Raw genomic sequence first — 16893 nt, 5'->3', positions numbered from 1 at the left:
TGTGTCAAGATCTGAAATTTCCTACTTTTTATTAAATATCAATTATTTCTTGATTAAGTTCGATATAACGTCCTGGTAATGTTAATATTGTGGTATGGATATTATCTATTCTAATTTTTATTAATAATATAATCTTTGTCTCCTAATAAATTGATCTTTTTTTGTAACTATTTTGCGCTTCAAAGATACGCCAATCTAAATTCACTTTTTGGATTGCTTCCTGCCATACTGCCCTCAAAGGCTCACATCTTCCGAATCCTCATGCCATCATGCAGGTTCATTCCTATCCAAGCAGGCTGATCATTTCATGCAACATAAAGAGAATGAGGTTCTTAAGGCAAAAAGCAGAAAGACTGAGGCTTCCCTCAGTCTTTCTGCCGGTTATTTGGTTGGATCCACGCCTCGTTCCAGGATTTCGATCCAGTAGCCATCGGGGTCGCCGATGAAGTAGAGATCCATATCACGGTTCTCATAGATAATCACGCCCATTTCCGAGTGGAGCTGATAGGCTTCCTTTTTGTCTTCGACCGCGAAGGCCATGTGGATTTCATTGTCTCCCAGATTATAGGGCTCTGTCCGGTCATTGAGCCAGGTCAGCTCCAGCTCATAATCCGACGATCCGTCCCACAGGTAGACCAGGATAAAGTTGCCTTCGTTGACATAGCGCCGCTTCTCGGTCAGTCCCAGAGCCTTCTCGTAGAAAGCCAGCGATTTGTCCAGGTCCAGGACGTTGATGTTGTTGTGGAGAAATCTTCCTTTAACCATGAGGTTCCCTCCGTTTTCTTTTGATATGATTTTGATTTGATATTTGATTTTGATTTTATTTTAATTTTGATTTCTATGACTGATTGTTAGTTCTGTTCCAGCTCGTCCGTCAGTTTTTCCAGCTCGTCAATGAGGGAGCCGATGTAGCTGACTGTATCGCGCAGGGGTTTGTCGGTGGTGATGTCAACCCCGGCGGCCTTGGCGAATTCGACCGGGGTCAGGGTGCCGCCGGCGCTCAGGACGTTGCGCCAGTCATCTACGGCTGGCTGGCCTTCCTTGAGGATGCGCTGGGAAACCGCGGTGGAAATGGTCAGTCCGGCAGAATAGGTATAGGGGTATAATCCCATGTAGTAATGGGGCTGGCGCATCCAGGTCAGTTCGGCGCCTTCGGTCAGTTCCACGGTGTCCCCCCAGAATTTCTCCAGCGTTTCCCGGAAGATGCGGTGGAAGTCTTCGGTCTGAACGGCCGTTCCGGCATCGATAAGGCGGTAGACCTCTCTCTGGTAGTATCCTTCCAGGAAGTGGGTGACAAAGTTATGGTAATAGGTCCGGGCGATGATGCTGGCGATGACCCAGCGGCGGAACCGGGGTTCGTCACTGCTCTTCATCAGGTAATTGGCCATGAGCATTTCATTCATAGTGGACGGGGCTTCGATGGCGTACAGGGACAGATTGTCATTGAGCGGGGTCTGGCTGCGGTGGGTCAGGAAGCTGTGGCCGGCATGGCCGAGTTCATGAGCCAGCACGAACACTTCGCGCATTTTATAGGTCCAGCTGATCAGGATGTAGGGATGAACGCCGAAGGGCGAAGCGCAGAAGGCGCCGGTGGACTTTCCTTTGTTCTGGACAAAGTCAACCCAGCGGTTGTCCAGGGCTTCGCGCAGCATGCCAACATAGTCGTCACCCAGGATGGACAGGGCGTTGTAGATGTAATCCTTGGACTCCTCAATGGAGATGGACGGTTCGAAGGCCGGATCCAGATCCAGCTTGAGATCGGCGTAAGTCATTTTGTCCAGGCCGTGAACCCGCTGAATCAGCTTGGCATAGCGGCGCATATGGGGAGCCAGCTCCGCCATCAGGACATCCAGCTGACGGTCATACAGCGGGCGGTCGACCTTCTGGCGCATTAAGAGATAATCAAAAACGGAATCATAGTGCTTCAGCTCTGACAGGATCTTTTCCTGCCGGACATTGGAGGCATAGGCCGTTCCGATGGTGTACTGGTATTCCCTGAGTTTTTCGGAGAATGCCCGGAATGCATTGCGGCGCACATCCGTATCCTTGTCATATTCCAGCTCCCCTTCAAAGTTGATGAAGGTCAGCAGATGCTTTTCTCCGTTGGCTTCAAACTCCGGGAAGTTCAAATCCGCCAGCTTGGCTGCTTCGTACACGGAATAGGGGGCGTCAAAGACTTCGCCCAGCCGGGCCAGAACCATTTCGGATTCCGGGGACAGCGTGTGGGGCTTGTAGCGCAGAACATCCTTGAGGTAAAAACTGTAGTTGGGGTCTGCCGCCATGGCTTCGCTCAGGATGGCTTCCGGCACCTGGAGCAGCTCCGATTCAAAGAACGAGAGCTCGCCGACCAGGCCGCCCATCTTCGCCTGGAACTCCATCATGTTCTTCTGATAGAGTGGGTTGGTGCGATCCTCGCTAACATGCAGATGGGCGTAATTACCGCACTGTTCGGCCGTGATCAGGATCTGCTCATAGTCCCTGACCGCTGCGACAATGGCTGCGGCATCGCTGAGGTGACCCCGGTAGCGTCCGGTGAAGGCTGTAATGGCCTGTGCCAGTCGATCCTGGGCCTGATAGAATGCTTCGTCGGATGGGAAGATATCCTTCAGGTTCCAGGTATAGGCCGGATCGACTTCATCCCGCCGCAGTACTTTCTTTTCTTCGTTTGCTTGACTCATGATAACCCTCCGTTGAGTTTCGATTAAGCTGATTCTATCATTGAACGGTGCCTGTCCGATGGAACAGGCACTCGCTTTTTTTGAAAACCACAACAGAATCGCTAAATCAGCCGGATGGTTTCCTGTTTGGAGACCGAGTAAAGATACGCCTCCCGCACCGTCTGACCGGTGATGGCTTCCAGGGCGCGGGCATACAGATCAATCTGCGCCTGATACTTGCGGGCCAGGAAGTCCGGAACATCCGGGGGGATCGAGTCCGTCTTGTAATCGAGAAGAATCAGGCCGTCGCCTTCCCGGAAGAAGGCGTCGATGATTCCGATCAGCGTCATGGGATCGTCGGTGGCCCACTCCGGCCGCAGTGTGCGGGCCGGAACAATGCGGGTAAAGACTTCCTCCTTGTAGAGATCGCCCCGTTGGAAGGCCTCGCGGAAACGCTGGCCCAGGCTGCTTTGGAAAAAGCCCAGGACTCGTCTGGGATCCACCGCGGCCGCTTCCTGCGGCAGCAGGAGCTCCCGTTCCACCACCGACTGAATCTGGGCGCGGACCTCCTCTTCAGTCTGAACCAGGGGACTGATGTGGAGCATGACATTGTGGAAGGCGGTGCCCCGTTCCGCTCCGGTCAGTTCGCGCTGTCCCATCAGGAAGGCCGGCTTGGGCAGACGCTCCACCCGTTCATAGGTCTCTTCCATGATCGACGGGGCGGCCAGATCGGGCGTTTCCTCAATGACCTGCTTTTTGATGACGGAGACCGAAACCTTGGACGGCAGCCGGGTAGACAGTTCATGCGGGTACTCGTAGTCCAGCACCCGAATCAGCGCTTCGTCGGTGAGGGCTTCCCCCTTCCAGAACGGCTCGGTCCGTTCCCTGGCCTGGTCTGCCTGGGCCTGAGCCAGAGCATTGCGGGTGATCAGGGAAATGTCGAAGGATGCGCCGTCTCCCAGATGGTCAATGGTTTCATCGAAACTCTCCATGGCTCCCTGAATGCCGGCGGAGTTCAGCACCACCGGCATGATCCAGTCCAGATAGCTGGAATCCGCCAGCACCTTGCGCGGCCGGCAGGGCAGGTCACTGCCGCCGCGGAACCATTTGCCCATGGTCGAGTTCAGGTTGCGCAGGTTCCCGGTCAGAATCAGCTGCTCCTTCGCCCGGGTCATAGCCACATAGAGCACGCGCATTTCCTCGGAGATCGCCTCCGCGTTGATGCGGGCTTTCATGACCAGCCGGGGCAGGGTTTCCTCCACGGTCCCCCGGCGGAAGTCCCGGTGCTTCACCGCCATGCCCAGGGCTTCATGGAGAATCAGATCCCCCCCCTGGTCGCGGCGGTTGAATCGCTTGCCGCAGTTGGACACAAAGACCACGGGGAATTCCAGCCCCTTGGATTTGTGGATGCTCATGATGCGCACCACGTCCTCACTCTCGCCCATAATGCGGGCATCGCCATAATCGCCGGATTTCTCCCGCATGGCGTCGATGTAGCGGATGAAGCGGTACAGGCCCTTGAAGGCCGTCTTCTCATACTCTCCGGCCCGCTGGAACAGGATGCGCAGGTTGGCCTGACGCTGTATGCCGTTGGGCATGGCCCCGGCATACTCCAGGTAGGCGGTGTCGGTGTAGATTTTCCAGATGAACTCATCCAGCGGCCGGTGGACGGAGTCTTCCCGCCACTGGGCCAGCTGCTGCCAGAAGGCTTCGACCTTGCGGCACAGCTCCGGCGCCTGGCGCGCCAGCAGCACATCGGTTCGGGCCAGCTTCAGGCAATCCAGGAAGAGGGCTTCGCGGTCCAGTCCGCGCAGGCGCAGCAGCTCGTCCTCAGTAAAGGAGAACAGGGGGCTGCGCAGCGTCGCCAGGAGCGGGATATCCTGGCGCGGGTTGTCAACGGTTCGCAGCAGGCTCATCATGGTCCGGATTTCCAGGGACTCGAAATAGCCCGCGCCAGTATCAGTAAAGACCGGGATGGCCACCTCTTCCAGCGCCTGCTGGAAAATTCCGGCGGCGCTGGAGGTGGCCCGCAGCAGGATCACGATGTCGCGGTAGCGCAGCGGGCGCATCGTCTCGCCGTCGGTGACCCGGGTCTCCCCGCTGGTCACCATGTCCCGGATCCGGTTGGCCACGTAGCGGGCTTCCAGTTCGATGCCCGCCAGATCCTCCAGCTCCTCGGCTTCCTGAGCCGGTCCGTCCAGGGGCGTGTTGGATTCCACCAGGTGGATCTGGATGGGCTGCTTCTGCTCCGGATCATAAGCGGCGCCGAAAATTAGGGCCTCCTCTTGGGTGTAGTCCAGCTCGCCGGCCCGCTCGCTCATGATGGCGGAGAACACGGCATTGACGGAATCCAGCACTTCCGGGCGGGAGCGGAAATTGCGGTAGAGCAGAATTTTGCGCCCGGCGCAGTCCCGTTCATCCCCCACGGCGAGGAAACGGCGGTACTTGCCGAGGAATATGTCCGGCTTGGCCTGACGGAAGCGGTAGATGCTCTGCTTGACGTCCCCCACCATGAAGATGTTCTGTTCCTGCCGCGATACGGCAGTCAGGATGGCTTCCTGCACTTCATTGGAGTCCTGATATTCGTCGATCAGAACTTCCTCGAAGCACTGCTGATAGATCCGGGCGGTTTCCGTCGGACCGTCGCCGCTGCGCAGGATGCCCAGGGCGAAGTGCTCCAGATCGGCGAAATCAACCCGGTTGAGTTCCCGTTTTTTGCTCTGGAGGCGTTCATGGAAGGCCAGGGTGACCTCGGCCAGAGCGTTCATCACCGGAGCCATGGTCCGGATCAGGGTCAGGTGACTGGCCTCGTCCTGGCTCAGCAGCTCGCCGATGAGGCTGGTGTAGAGCTTCTTGTATTCGTCGCGCAGGCTGCCCACCCAGTCCTTGTAGGGGGTTTCACCCCGGATGGCGGGCTTGCGGGCGAAGGTCATGGACTTCATCAGGGATTGGAGCTGGGCATAGTCATCGCTTTGCTCCACCTCCCGGGCGATGCGGACCAGTTCTTCCAGCTCGCCGCGCAGGAAAGGTTCCAGCTTGGAGGCTGCCAGCTTATCGTCCAGGGAAGTCAGGCCGACAGCCTTCTGAGCCAGCTCCACCGCTTCCCCGGCTACTTCCCGGACTTCCCGTACAAGATACCGGAACCACTCTGTCTGCTTCCAGTCCTCCTTCGGGAAATCATAGGAAGCTCCCGCAGCCCGGATCCAGGCGCGGGGGTCAGTGCCGGAGCGGGAGAAGCGCCAGAGGCGCTGGATCAGGTCCTCCAGATTGTCATCGGAGCGGTCGCCGCCGAAGCGTTCCGCCAGTTCCAGGAAGGCCGGATCGCGTTTCTCATATGCTTCTTCCAGCACTTCAGCCAAGGCTTCGCTGATCAGCATGTTCAGTTCGTTCTCGTCCAGCAGCTGATAATCGGGATCCAGGTCTACCAGGTGGAAGTTTTCTTCAATGACTTTTTTGCAGAAGGCGTCGATGGTCATGATGCTGGCCTGATTGAGCAGGGCCAGCTGCCGGAGCAGGTTCTCATTTTCCGGTTGGGATTCCAGGGCCAGAGCAATCCGGTTGGCGATGCGCTCGCGCATTTCCGTGGCCGCCGCCCGGGTAAAGGTCACCACCAGCAGGCGGTCAATGTCCACCGGGGGATCCTGAGTCAGCATGGTGCAGATGCGTTCAACCAGAACGGCCGTTTTGCCGGAGCCGGCTGCCGCGGCCACCAGCAGGGACTGATCCCGGTAGATGATAGCCTGTTGCTGTTCATTCGTCCAATTGGGCATGGACCTCACCTCCTTGTTCGATGTGGAGCCAGGCTTGCTCCGGCTTGAGTTTGCGGACTCTGCGGTATTCGTTGCCCGGCTGACCCGGATCAAACTGGCAGATGCTGCGGTATTCACAGTAATCACAGGCGGTGCTCTTGTCGGTTTTCACCGGGGTAATGGAAATGTCCCCGTTGATCAGGGCCAGACTGATGCGCTTGATGGTGCTGGCGACGTAGTCGCGCAAAAGGTCAAACTGAGCCTGGTCGACCAGAAGCTCCTTCTGGTTGGTTCCCTCCGCCGTGACCTCCCCGTCCTTGAGTTTGGCCTGGATGACCAGGGAAATATCGGTCATCCCCTGATCCATGGACCGGACCAGGTGGACATCCTTCAGGATCAGGCCGCGCAGGCGCAGCTCCTTGAGAATGACGATCTTTAGGTCCTCGTCTGACATGGCCGCGCCGTTTTCCACGGTGGGCCGGTAAATCCGGTAATAGAGCACTGCGCCGGGCAGGGTCTCCCCGGCCAGAAAGCGGTGGGCGTTGCGCAGGACAACGTCCAGATAGACCAGGAGCTGAAGCTGCAGGCCATAGACGATGTCGGACAGGGTGAGTTCCTTCATCCCGGATTTGTAGTCGATGATGCGGATGTAGTTGCGGTCTTCCTGGCGCAGCACATCGACACGGTCGATCCGCCCCACGATATTGATTTCCCGGCCGCCGTCCAGATCCAGGACAATGGGCGGGATCATTTCGTTGGGTCCGAAGCCGACTTCGGAATACAGCGGTTCAAATTCCCCCCGGATGATCTGATTCTGAATGACATCAACCGAGGAAGCGATGATGTGCTTGAGCTTGCCGGTCATGTGCTGATAGCGCCGGCTGGAGGCAAGCACCGGGTTTTTCTGCTGGGACAGAGCTTCTTCCATCAGGTGATCCACCGCCTGACGGGTAAAGTCCGGGGTCAGGTCTTTCCAGTCCAGGGCTTCTTCCCGAATTTTCTTGGTAAAGCGGTCCAGGACATCATGCATCAGGGATCCCACATCGGGAGTGGACAGGATGAACTCCTTCCGTTCCTTGGCGCGGAGACCGTACTTGACGAAATAGGCAAAGGGACAGCGGGAGAAGGTTTCCAGCCGGGAAACGGTCAGATAGAGCTTTTTGCCGTAGAGGGCTTCCATGTGTTCGGCGCGCAGCTCAGCCGGGTAGTTCGTATAGCGCAGCCCTTCCTCGACGTGGCGGAGCCGGTCGCTGTAGTCGGGATGTTCCCGCAGGCGGGCATAGACCTCACGCCACACCGGGTCCACCGGCGCACCGTCATGATGGCGGCGCAGCTGGGCAATGAGCTCACGGAACGCTTCGCGTTCACAGGTAATGGTCTCGCGGCCGGGGCTGCCTTTTTCCAGATAGGACTGGCTGATCTCTTCCCGGAGGCCGGGGAACAGTTTTTTCAGCCGGCCGATGATCATGGAGGGGCGCAGGGCTTTGCCCTCGGCATCGGAGGTGGGGTAGGTCACCGTCAGGAAGTCGGTGCCGATGGTCAGGGCATTGTAGACGTAGAACTGCTCATAGAACGCCCGGGTGCGGGAGTCCTTGGACAGGTAGAGCTGGATCTCCTGGAGAGCTTCGCGGTCACTGTCGGTGAAAATGCCGACACTGGCCGGCGTCCGGGGCAGCACCCCGTCGTTGGTGCCGACGATGTAGATGCCGCGCACGGCGCCGGACCGGACCCGGGCGATGTCGCCCACAATGACCTGATCCAGGGTGGCGGGAATTAGGGAAATCCGGATGGAGGAGAGTCCCACCAGCAGCGTATTGCCAAAATCTTCCAGACCCATGGGTTCATCGCCCAAGGCCTCGACCATCTGGTCCAGGACCTGGAGCAGTGAATCCAGAATCTGGCTGTATTCCCGGTGCTGTTCGGAATCTGTCGTCTCCCGCTCGTCAATCCAGGCGGTAAAGGTGAGCAGGGCATGGGAATGAACCAGAAACTCATAGAACAGGGTGGCTTTCTCCCGGACGGTCGGGGCCTGCTCCATGGCCGCAAAGCATTCCTGCAGCGGATCAACGATGGCGTCGCGCAGCTCGTTGAGGTGATTCTTCAGGCGCTGTTCCTCCAGGCCTTCCTCGACCTGGGGGACGGGCCACTGCCAGATTTCCTCCAGCCATTTCCAGCCGGTGATGCCGTTGGCCAGACAGTAATTTTCCAGAAGGTCGATGTCTTCCCGGGGAATGGGAAGCAGGCTGGTCTTCAGATATTTAAAGACCGCCTCGAACTGGAAATTGCGCCGGTGAATTTCAAAGAAACCGCTGATAAAGGCTGCCAGGGGATTGGTGTCGATCTCCTTGCGGGCATCGATGAAGACGGGAATCTCGTACTGGGCCATGACGCTCTGCAAAATGGCGCCGTAGGTATCCAGATCCCGCAGCAGAATGGCCAGGTCCTGGAAGCGCAGCCCGTTGTCACGGACCTGCCGGACTATGTCCCGGGCCACCAGCTCCATTTCCTCATAGGGATTCTGCGCCCGCAGGATCCGGACGGAGGATACTTCGCCAGAGTACACTTCATTGGGATAGTGGTAGAATTCACGTTCCAGGTGAGCCAGCTCGGGATGACCCTGAAAGCGGCCGGTTCCGCGCAGGAAGACGGGTGCTTCCAGGCGGATGCCCTGTCGGGCAGCCATGTCCATGAGCGCCAGGTCCGTATCCACCGTCAGAGCGAACAGGCCCTTATGCTGCTTGTCGAGTCCTTCCTCAAAAGTCAGGGTGATATATACATTGCCCTTGCCCAGCAGCACTTCGATCATTTCCAGCTGACGGGGGGTGAAATCAGAGAACTCATCCACATAGAATTCACTGCCATTGAGATAATCGGAGGCTTTGAGCATCTGAATCGCGGTGTCCAGCTGGTCTTCCGGGTCCACAAAGTTTTGGTGGAGCTGGTCCTCGTAGCTTTGGTAGAGCAGCGCCACGTCCTCCAGCTTGTACCGGAGTTCGCCGTCCGGTAGATTCCCGGCCGCCGCCTGGAGTTCCTGAGGCGTGATCGCGTAGTTTTTCAGTTCCTTGATCGTCTGGCTGACCATCTGGGCAAAGCCGGCGTAGGCAGCGGATTTGCGGAACAGCTTGAGGTCGTTTTTCTGCTTCAGAGCCAGGGAACTGACCAGCATGGACTGGCCCACCGGACTGAGAACCGGCCGGCGGATGCCGCCCACCCGTTCCAGAACGCGCTGGCTCAGGGTCCGAAAGCCCACGACCTGGATCTTGAAGCCGTTCTCCTCGCCGAACTCTTCCAGGATTTTCTTTTCCATCATATACGTAAACTGATCCGGGACGATGACGTACCGCTTGCTGCGGATATCAGCTCCCGCCAGACCAGCTCTCAGCCTGCGAAACAGCTCCGTGGTTTTTCCGGAGCCCGAGCGGCCGTAGATCATTGCCAATGCCATGGCACTACCCTCCCTGTCGTTTAAGTCATTTCAATCGTGCTATCCCGATTATACCATTCTATCCCCCCACCCTGCCGAAGCCCGGCGGCCAAGCTCCCGCCTTTCCCCTCTCCCTCGGGCTGACCGGATCACTCCGTTTAAAAAAACGAAGTTGCATCAGCGCCTCGAAACCGGGAGTTCCCTCCGGCAAGTCTGACCGATGGGGTATCTCATCAGAGCCTGGGCTATGTGTTTATCCCTCAACTCAAATGATGTTTTTTCCCCTCAGTCTGCTAAATAGGTTTGATCCCTCAACCGGTTTTTTCATGTTTGATTCCTCACCCATCTTTCTGCATTTGATCACAGAACTCGAAACGACAGCATTTTGACTGAGCCTGGAGTATGTCGACTATTGATGGGATCTGGACGATCCGTTGAGTCTGAAACGCAAAAACAACGGAATTGAAATCCGTTGTTTTGCACAGTTATATTTATTGTTCAACGCTTCGTCTCAGTTTCAGACGGTATCTGGTGCCGGGCCGCCGCTCAGGTTTGAAGGGACGGACCGGACTTTCAGGAAGAAGGCCAGACCCAGGACAAACAGGATTCCCAGGGAGAGAATGCCATACTGGATATTGCCGGTGACCTGGGTGACAACCCCCATCAGCAGGGGGCCGAATATGGATGAGATCTTGCCAAAGATGTTGAATACGCCGAAGTACTCCGCACTTTTGGTTTTGGGAATGAGTTTTCCGAAGAAGGAACGGCTGAGGGCCTGAATTCCACCCTGGGCTGTGGCAACGAGGAAGGCCAGGATCATGAAGTCAAGGCGCGTATCAAGGAACAGACCGAAGATGGCAATACCTACATAAGTCAGAATACCGACCATGATCATGATTCGGGATCCTAACCGCTTGGACAACCAGCCGTAAAGGATGGCGAAGGGGAAGGCCACCAGCTGGATGACCAGCAGGATCATGAGCAGTTCTGTCTCGGTGAGGCCCAGTTTCAGGTCAATGGCAATGGGTGTCGCCATGGAGATGATGGTATGGACACCGTCGATGTAGAAGAAATAGGCAAGAAAGAACAACAGCAGATTTCGGTCCTGAAAGATCTCCCGGAAGGTTCCGGCCAGTTTTTGGAAAACTTTGGCAGCTTTGGGCGGCTTGCCTTCCAGCCAGTATTTCTGTTCGATGTTTTTAAAGAAGGGAATCGTGAATACCAGCCACCAGACAGCGGTAATAACGAAGGCGATTTTAGTGGCCAGGGAAGCCGGCATGCCGATGGAAGGCGCCAACAGGATCAGTCCCATGGACAGTCCGAAGCCGACGGTTCCTCCCAGGTATCCAAAGCCAAAGCCCTGACTGGAGATCATATCCATTTTCTCATCCGTGGTCACATCCGTCAGGAAAGCATCATAGAAGATGGAGGCGCCGGTGGAACCGAGCACCGTAATAATATAAATGAATAAGGCCAGCCGCCACTGGTTCTCGCCGATGAAGGACAGGGCAGCGGTGGAAAGGATGGCGAGGATCACAAAGAAATTGAAGAATTTCTTCTTGTATCCTTTATAGTCCGCCAGGTTTCCCAGAATAGGTGCCAGGATGACGATGAGAGCCGTTGCGAAGGAGTTGGCATAACCCCAAAAGGCTGTGGCATCGGTGGGATTTAATCCCTTGGCAGCGTACGTCTTGTAGAAGACGGGCAGCAAAGCCGTTGTAATCGCGATGGAATATGCGGAGTTTCCAAAATCCTGCAGGATCCAGCTTCGTTCTTCTCTTGTCATGGCAGTTTCTCCATTCACAAAATATTTGAAATAAGACCTTTGATTCATTATATCGTAAAAACAATCTGAGGCAGGCTGATTCCCGGCTGAACAAGAAAAAATAACATTCTTCGGCCTCGCTGTTCATTCGAACGCACGTTTGTTATAATGGAAGCAAATCTCAGATCCAGGTCGATTCTACAAGGAGGGTTTCCGATGCACGAAGTAGAGGTCAAGGGCATATTGTCTGCCCGAAACGGAATGAACCTGTACCGGGGCTGCAGTCACGGCTGCATTTATTGTGATTCCCGCAGCACGTGCTATCAGATGAATCATGTCTTTGAGGACATTGAGGTCAAGCGCAACTGCCTGGAAGTTCTCGAGTCAGAACTTCGGCGCAAGCGAACGAAATGCATGATCTCCACGGGGGCTATGTCGGATCCGTATCTGCCGCTGGAGAGGACATTGCAGTATACCCGAAAAAGTCTGGAGCTGATCAGGGATCTGGGCTTTGGAGCTACGGTCCTGACGAAATCGGATCTGGTTCTGCGGGATCTGGACGTCATTGAAGCCATCCACCGCTCCACCCGGTTTGTCCTGCAGATGACTCTGACGACCTATGATGAGTCACTGTGCGCCATTCTGGAACCTCATGTGGCGAGTACCCGGCGCCGGTTTGAAGTGCTGCAGCGCTTCCGGGAAGCCGGGATCCCGACGGTGGTCTGGCTCTCTCCCATCCTGCCTTTTATTAATGATACGAAAGAAAATCTGGAAGGAATTCTAACTTATTGCAATGATGCCGGTGTCAAAGGCATTATCTGCTTTGATATGGGGGTGACGCTGCGCAGCGGGGACCGCGAATATTTTTACGCCGCCCTGGATCGTCATTTCCCCGGACTGAAGGAGCGCTATATCCAAACTTATGGGAACGCCTACTCTCTGCTTAGTCCGAATCACCCCCAATTGATGGCGCAATTAAAATCCTTCTGCCGGGAAAACAATATGCTGTGCCGTCCGGATCAGGTGTTTGCCTATCTGTCTGAATTTGAAGAAAAAAACCGACCGGTTCAACTCAGTTTTTTCACTGAGTGAACCGGTCTTTCCCTGTAAGGTTCATGGTCTTATTTCAGAGCCGCGAATGTTTCTTCACTGTAAGGCTGACTGCCAACGAGCTCTCCCTGAACTATAATACGTGATTCTGGCTCTTTCAGGTTAAAGCAGGTGGAAAGAGTCAATATGGGTTTCCCGCGATCTTTGGCCACGGAGTCATAAATCACTTCGATTTCCGTCTCATGGACTTTCTTGCGGGTGTATACCCGATAGGTATAAATAGTTTCCTTATCAGTAATATACAGCATCTGCCCGGCTTTCAGCTCCGGAACCCGGTTGAAGAGAACGCCATAGGACTGAGTGTGGTGAGCTGCCAGGGGATAATTTCTCTGGCCCATGACCTGATCCGATCGCATCGTACCGGCTCCCATGTAGAGATTCCGGTTGAGCACCCCTTTCAAGATCCCCAGTTCCAATCGGATTGCCGGGATTTTAATGATGCCGATGATATATTTCTGAGAGTATTTCTTGAGTTCCGCCTTGGCCTGTTCTTCGGTCATGGTAGAGGTCGGCCCCTTGTTTCCTCCGGTTGTCCCGGGGTTCGTCACTGCGGTTCCCGTGCCAGGGACAGGCTTCTCCGGTTCCTGTGCCAGTACCTGATCCAGAAGGGACTGCCAGGATTCATTGATGTTAATTGCTTCCACCTGATCAAAATCAAAGCGCTCCTCCTCCAGAGGACCCGGAAGGGTTTGCTCAGTATTCTCCTTGATCTGAACCGGCGTAATCTCCATTGCTTCCTTTATGGTGTTCTTCGCCTGATAATTAATATATTGATCATTGATCCGATCAGAGAATATCAGAACAATGCCGACCAGGATCAAAACAACGGCTGCTATTTTTTTCCACATCATCATCGCCTCTTCTCATATTAGTGGCCTAATTGTACCATGAACGCCTGAAACCATCGTTTCAAAACAGTTAAGGTTTTGAAACAAATCCCAGTCATAATCATCAGAACCGTTCAAACTTAACCTATCACCCATCAGATGATCCAAAAAAATCCAGACAAATTGCCAATAACAGCAAATGGAATACCGAATAACAGGCCTCTTTCCCTGGATGACATGAAATACTGCCTGAAATCCAGCCGGCTGCTTCTCTTTTTATTGACTTGGGCGGGTCTGGTTGTTATAATAAAGTTCGTATCAATTTCATACTTTTTTAATTCGGAGATTTACTCAAGAGGCCGAAGAGGCGCCCCTGCTAAGGGCGTAGGTCGGGTAACCGGCGCGAGGGTTCAAATCCCTCAATCTCCGCCAATACAGTACCAAAGAAGAGCTGAAACCCTGTCATATCAATGACTTTTGGGATTCAGCTGTTTTTTATTTTTTGCTTTTACGTCTATGCTTACGTCTATGAGCCTAAAAACGCTGCAAATTTGAGTGCAGTCTCTTCTTTTTTCTGTTCAGTGACATGGGCGTAAATGTTCATTGTGGTTTTGATATCAGAATGTCCCAGACGGTCCTGGACGTCCTTCAGGGTGGCTCCCGCTTCAAACAGAATGCTGCAATGTGTATGCCGGAGTCCGTGCGGAGTGATGTATTTCACCCCGGAGCGCTGGCAATATTTGATCATCATCTGGCCGACCTTCTGAGGATTAATGAACTTGTTCTTCAGATTGGTGAACACCAGTTGATCCGGCTTATTGACATTGAAACCAAGTCCGATCATCTCTTCTGCCTGGATCCGCTTCCAGATCTTCAGCATCTCCATGGTGCCGGGATCGATGGAAACGGTTCTTTTGCTTTTTTTGGTTTTTGGAGTTTGAACGATCAACTTATTATCCAGGCCAATAGTTAAGGTCTTGCTGACTGAGATAGTCAACTTCTTGAAGTTGATATCATTCCAGGTCAAGGCCAGCGCTTCCCCTTTCCGGAAGCCGGAATATGCCAGGACCCGGAAGAAGGTTTTCCATTTTTGCGAGTCAATCCCCTCAAGGAATGTCAGCAGTTCGGCTTTACTGAAGAAGTTTTCAATATCATCCTCATCCTCTACCTGATCCAGCGTAACCGGCATTGTAACAAGTTCGGTTGGATTGCTGCTGATGATCCCCAGCTTCATAGCGTGACGAAATACCAGGCCGGCATAGCTGTTGACGATCCGGAAATTCTTCAGAACCTTGAACCAGTGGTTTACTGCTTCCTGGCAGTGTGTGATCTTGATCCGGTTGATATACATTTTCCCAAACTTTGGAAGGATATGGCAGCGGAATAGCGTCATTGTATTCTGCAGCGTGGATTCTTTGACCGTGTTCTGGTACTGCTGGATCCACAGGTCATAGACTTCCTGGAACGTATACTTGACTACTTTGTTGTTGAACTCCCCGGCTTCGAACTGCAGCTTCAGACGGTAATATTCCTTCTGACAGTCTTCTTCAGACTTAAAGCCGCGCCGTGTGACCCGGATTCGCTTTCCAGTGGCCGGATCTGTCCCGATATAACCTTGCATCTGGAAGAGTGTCTTCCCTTCCTGTTCGTATGTTGTAATTCTCAATTTTGTTTTCCTCCTAAAATCTCATGGGCAATGGCATTTTGGGAGGGTGGTTGGATCTTTAATCTTTGTGTTTATATCGCTTAGAAGATACAAGGTAGGCTGAATAATGAACCAGTTCCTGCTTCCCATCTGAATTTAACTGGTTGTAATTATTATTCAGAAGAGTTTTTAGTCCATTATTTTTTAATTCTGATAGCGACAATTCGCTCGTACTTTCAAAAAGTGTTTCCTTGTCATATAGACTTTCAGGAGTATTTTCAATTACTTCAAAATTATCTAATCCAGTTAATTCCGGTAGCGATACGTTGAAAATTTCACTCAAGATCTTCATTGCAGGGTATTTTGGTACATTAATGCCTTGTTCCCAGTTTCGAATGGTACCAAGTGAAACTCCTAGCTTATCTGCGAGTTGTTTTTGAGTCAAGTTTGCATCTTTCCGAAGGTTTTTTAGGTTAGAAGAGAAATTCAATGCCGTTACACCTCCTTCACTTTTTTTATTATAGTACGAGAAAATAGTATTGACAACTACTAGTAACTAGTTATAATAGTGAGTGAAGATACTAGAAACTAATACAAGGAGGCTAGCTATGAAAATCGACAGTTTAAAAATCCGGATGCTACACAGCGACAAAGGAATGAACCAAGCTGAATTAGCAGAAAAAGCTGGATTAAGCAGGCCGGCGCTTAATGTAATGCTCGGAAAAGGGTCATGTTACGCGATGAGCGCTTATAAAATTGCCAAGGCGCTGGATGTTCCGCTAGAACAGATCATCAAATCAGAATAGGAACCAATACTTTTCTGTGAGTACTAAGAAATTAGTTGTGCCTGAGGAGGTTTTTCAATCATGCCAAATAGACAGAAACAAAGAGAGAGACAGCGAGAAAATAGAAAAAAGAAATTCAACGAAGAACGTCTGAACGGTAAGACGGTATTCGGAATATCCGATCCGGTCCCAATGCTGGCCGTAGAAAATATCAGAAGAAAGGAACAGCAAGAATGGAAAAACAGCCCTTCTATAAAACAATAGAATTTTGGATGGAATTACTGCTGGCCGCTGGATTGATCGGCAGCATGTACCTGACATTCTTCATCTGCATCTTGCTGGAAGGAGTGTAAATGGAACTTATTAAATATCTAAAGAAAGAAAAAAAGAAGCTCGAAGAAGTGGCATCCAAGAACCACCGGCCGGAAATCAGGGACGCATGGCGAGGCAAGGCAGATCTGTATGGCTCAGTCATCGACTGGCTCAAGAACGGAACGGATCCGGCTGAGATCATCAGCATGCTGACAGCCATCGAGGATGATCTGCAGCGCCTAACTGTTATGTCATATAAGGATTTCTACTCTATCGGCAAACGGCAAGCAGTTGCATCACTGCTGAAGATTTTGAAGGAGGATTAAGTATGTCAATGATCTCAATCCCTGTTCCACAGGAAACAGAAAACCAGATCCGGCAGATGTTCGAGGGGATCGCAAGGGAAGTAATTCAGCATGCTGCTGAGAATGAGATGAATTCAAAAGATTTCATGAATTACAAAGAAACGGCCGCTTACCTCGGGATCTCATACGGGACGCTCCGGAGATGGATTGACGAAGAGGATCTACCACAGATAAAGATCTCTGGAATGAAACTGATCTCGAAGGACAGCCTGAAAAAGTGGCTCCATAGCCGGGAAGAAAGCCAATAAAAAAAG

General features: G+C 53.2%; 13 protein-coding genes and 1 tRNA gene. 6 read left to right on the top strand and 8 right to left on the bottom strand.

The window, feature by feature from the left end; all coding sequences use genetic code 11:
* Positions 1 to 381: 381 nt before the first annotated feature.
* The 5 genes from P6M73_RS00695 to P6M73_RS00675 form a co-directional block, all read right to left on the bottom strand.
* A complete protein-coding gene (locus tag P6M73_RS00695; protein WP_277854265.1) occupies positions 382 to 765 on the bottom strand; it encodes a VOC family protein in 384 nt (127 codons plus the stop codon).
* An 86-nt stretch (positions 766 to 851) separates the two neighbouring features.
* The gene (pepF, locus tag P6M73_RS00690; protein ID WP_277854264.1) at positions 852 to 2678 is read right to left on the bottom strand and encodes an oligoendopeptidase F; all 1827 of its coding nucleotides are present in this window, start codon (positions 2676 to 2678) and stop codon (positions 852 to 854) included.
* Between the two features lie 101 nt (positions 2679 to 2779).
* Positions 2780 to 6427, bottom strand: a complete 3648-nt coding sequence (gene addA, locus P6M73_RS00685) for a helicase-exonuclease AddAB subunit AddA (protein WP_277854263.1) — start codon at positions 6425 to 6427, stop codon at positions 2780 to 2782.
* Entirely contained in the window at positions 6408 to 9851 is a 3444-nt protein-coding gene (gene addB, locus P6M73_RS00680; protein WP_277854262.1) for a helicase-exonuclease AddAB subunit AddB, read from the bottom strand. Before addB ends, addA begins: the two co-directional genes overlap by 20 nt.
* A gap of 496 nt (positions 9852 to 10347) precedes the next feature.
* Positions 10348 to 11616 carry an MFS transporter gene (locus tag P6M73_RS00675; protein WP_277854261.1) on the bottom strand — a complete coding sequence of 423 codons (1269 nt, stop codon included), beginning with the start codon at positions 11614 to 11616 and terminating at the stop codon, positions 10348 to 10350.
* Positions 11617 to 11811: 195 nt separating this feature from the next.
* Here P6M73_RS00675 and P6M73_RS00670 point away from each other — a divergent pair, with 195 nt between their 5' ends.
* On the top strand, positions 11812 to 12687 hold the full coding sequence (locus P6M73_RS00670) for an SPL family radical SAM protein (RefSeq protein ID WP_277854260.1): 876 nt from the start codon (positions 11812 to 11814) through the stop codon (positions 12685 to 12687).
* Between the two features lie 29 nt (positions 12688 to 12716).
* On the opposite strand, the gene P6M73_RS00665 is transcribed toward P6M73_RS00670, so the two are convergent.
* Positions 12717 to 13559, bottom strand: a complete 843-nt coding sequence (locus P6M73_RS00665) for a class A sortase (protein WP_277854259.1) — start codon at positions 13557 to 13559, stop codon at positions 12717 to 12719.
* Positions 13560 to 13873: 314 nt separating this feature from the next.
* Between P6M73_RS00665 and P6M73_RS00660 the strand changes: the two genes are divergently transcribed.
* Positions 13874 to 13964: transfer RNA gene (locus tag P6M73_RS00660), tRNA-Ser, on the top strand.
* Between the two features lie 94 nt (positions 13965 to 14058).
* Here P6M73_RS00660 and P6M73_RS00655 read toward each other — a convergent pair.
* Both P6M73_RS00655 and P6M73_RS00650 read right to left on the bottom strand, forming a co-directional pair.
* The gene (locus P6M73_RS00655; RefSeq protein WP_277854258.1) at positions 14059 to 15198 is read right to left on the bottom strand and encodes a site-specific integrase; all 1140 of its coding nucleotides are present in this window, start codon (positions 15196 to 15198) and stop codon (positions 14059 to 14061) included.
* 58 nt (positions 15199 to 15256) lie between these two features.
* Positions 15257 to 15667 carry a helix-turn-helix domain-containing protein gene (locus tag P6M73_RS00650; protein WP_277854257.1) on the bottom strand — a complete coding sequence of 137 codons (411 nt, stop codon included), beginning with the start codon at positions 15665 to 15667 and terminating at the stop codon, positions 15257 to 15259.
* A gap of 118 nt (positions 15668 to 15785) precedes the next feature.
* On the opposite strand from P6M73_RS00650, the gene P6M73_RS00645 reads away from it, so the two are divergent.
* From P6M73_RS00645 to P6M73_RS00630, 4 genes are all read left to right on the top strand, one after another.
* The gene (locus P6M73_RS00645; RefSeq protein WP_277854256.1) at positions 15786 to 15983 is read left to right on the top strand and encodes a helix-turn-helix transcriptional regulator; all 198 of its coding nucleotides are present in this window, start codon (positions 15786 to 15788) and stop codon (positions 15981 to 15983) included.
* A gap of 60 nt (positions 15984 to 16043) precedes the next feature.
* Positions 16044 to 16226, top strand: coding sequence for a hypothetical protein (locus P6M73_RS00640; protein ID WP_277854255.1), 183 nt, complete (start codon positions 16044 to 16046; stop codon positions 16224 to 16226).
* 89 nt (positions 16227 to 16315) lie between these two features.
* Positions 16316 to 16600 (top strand): hypothetical protein, encoded by a 285-nt coding sequence (locus P6M73_RS00635; RefSeq protein ID WP_277854254.1) that lies wholly within the window; start codon positions 16316 to 16318, stop codon positions 16598 to 16600.
* Between the two features lie 2 nt (positions 16601 to 16602).
* Entirely contained in the window at positions 16603 to 16887 is a 285-nt protein-coding gene (locus P6M73_RS00630) for a helix-turn-helix domain-containing protein (protein ID WP_277854253.1), read from the top strand.
* Positions 16888 to 16893: the final 6 nt, after the last annotated feature.

It is taken from the genome of Anaerococcoides asporogena (assembly GCF_029590275.1).
GTDB lineage: Bacteria > Bacillota > Clostridia > Clostridiales > Clostridiaceae > JG1575.
This window is presented reverse-complemented; position numbering and strand designations above follow the sequence as displayed.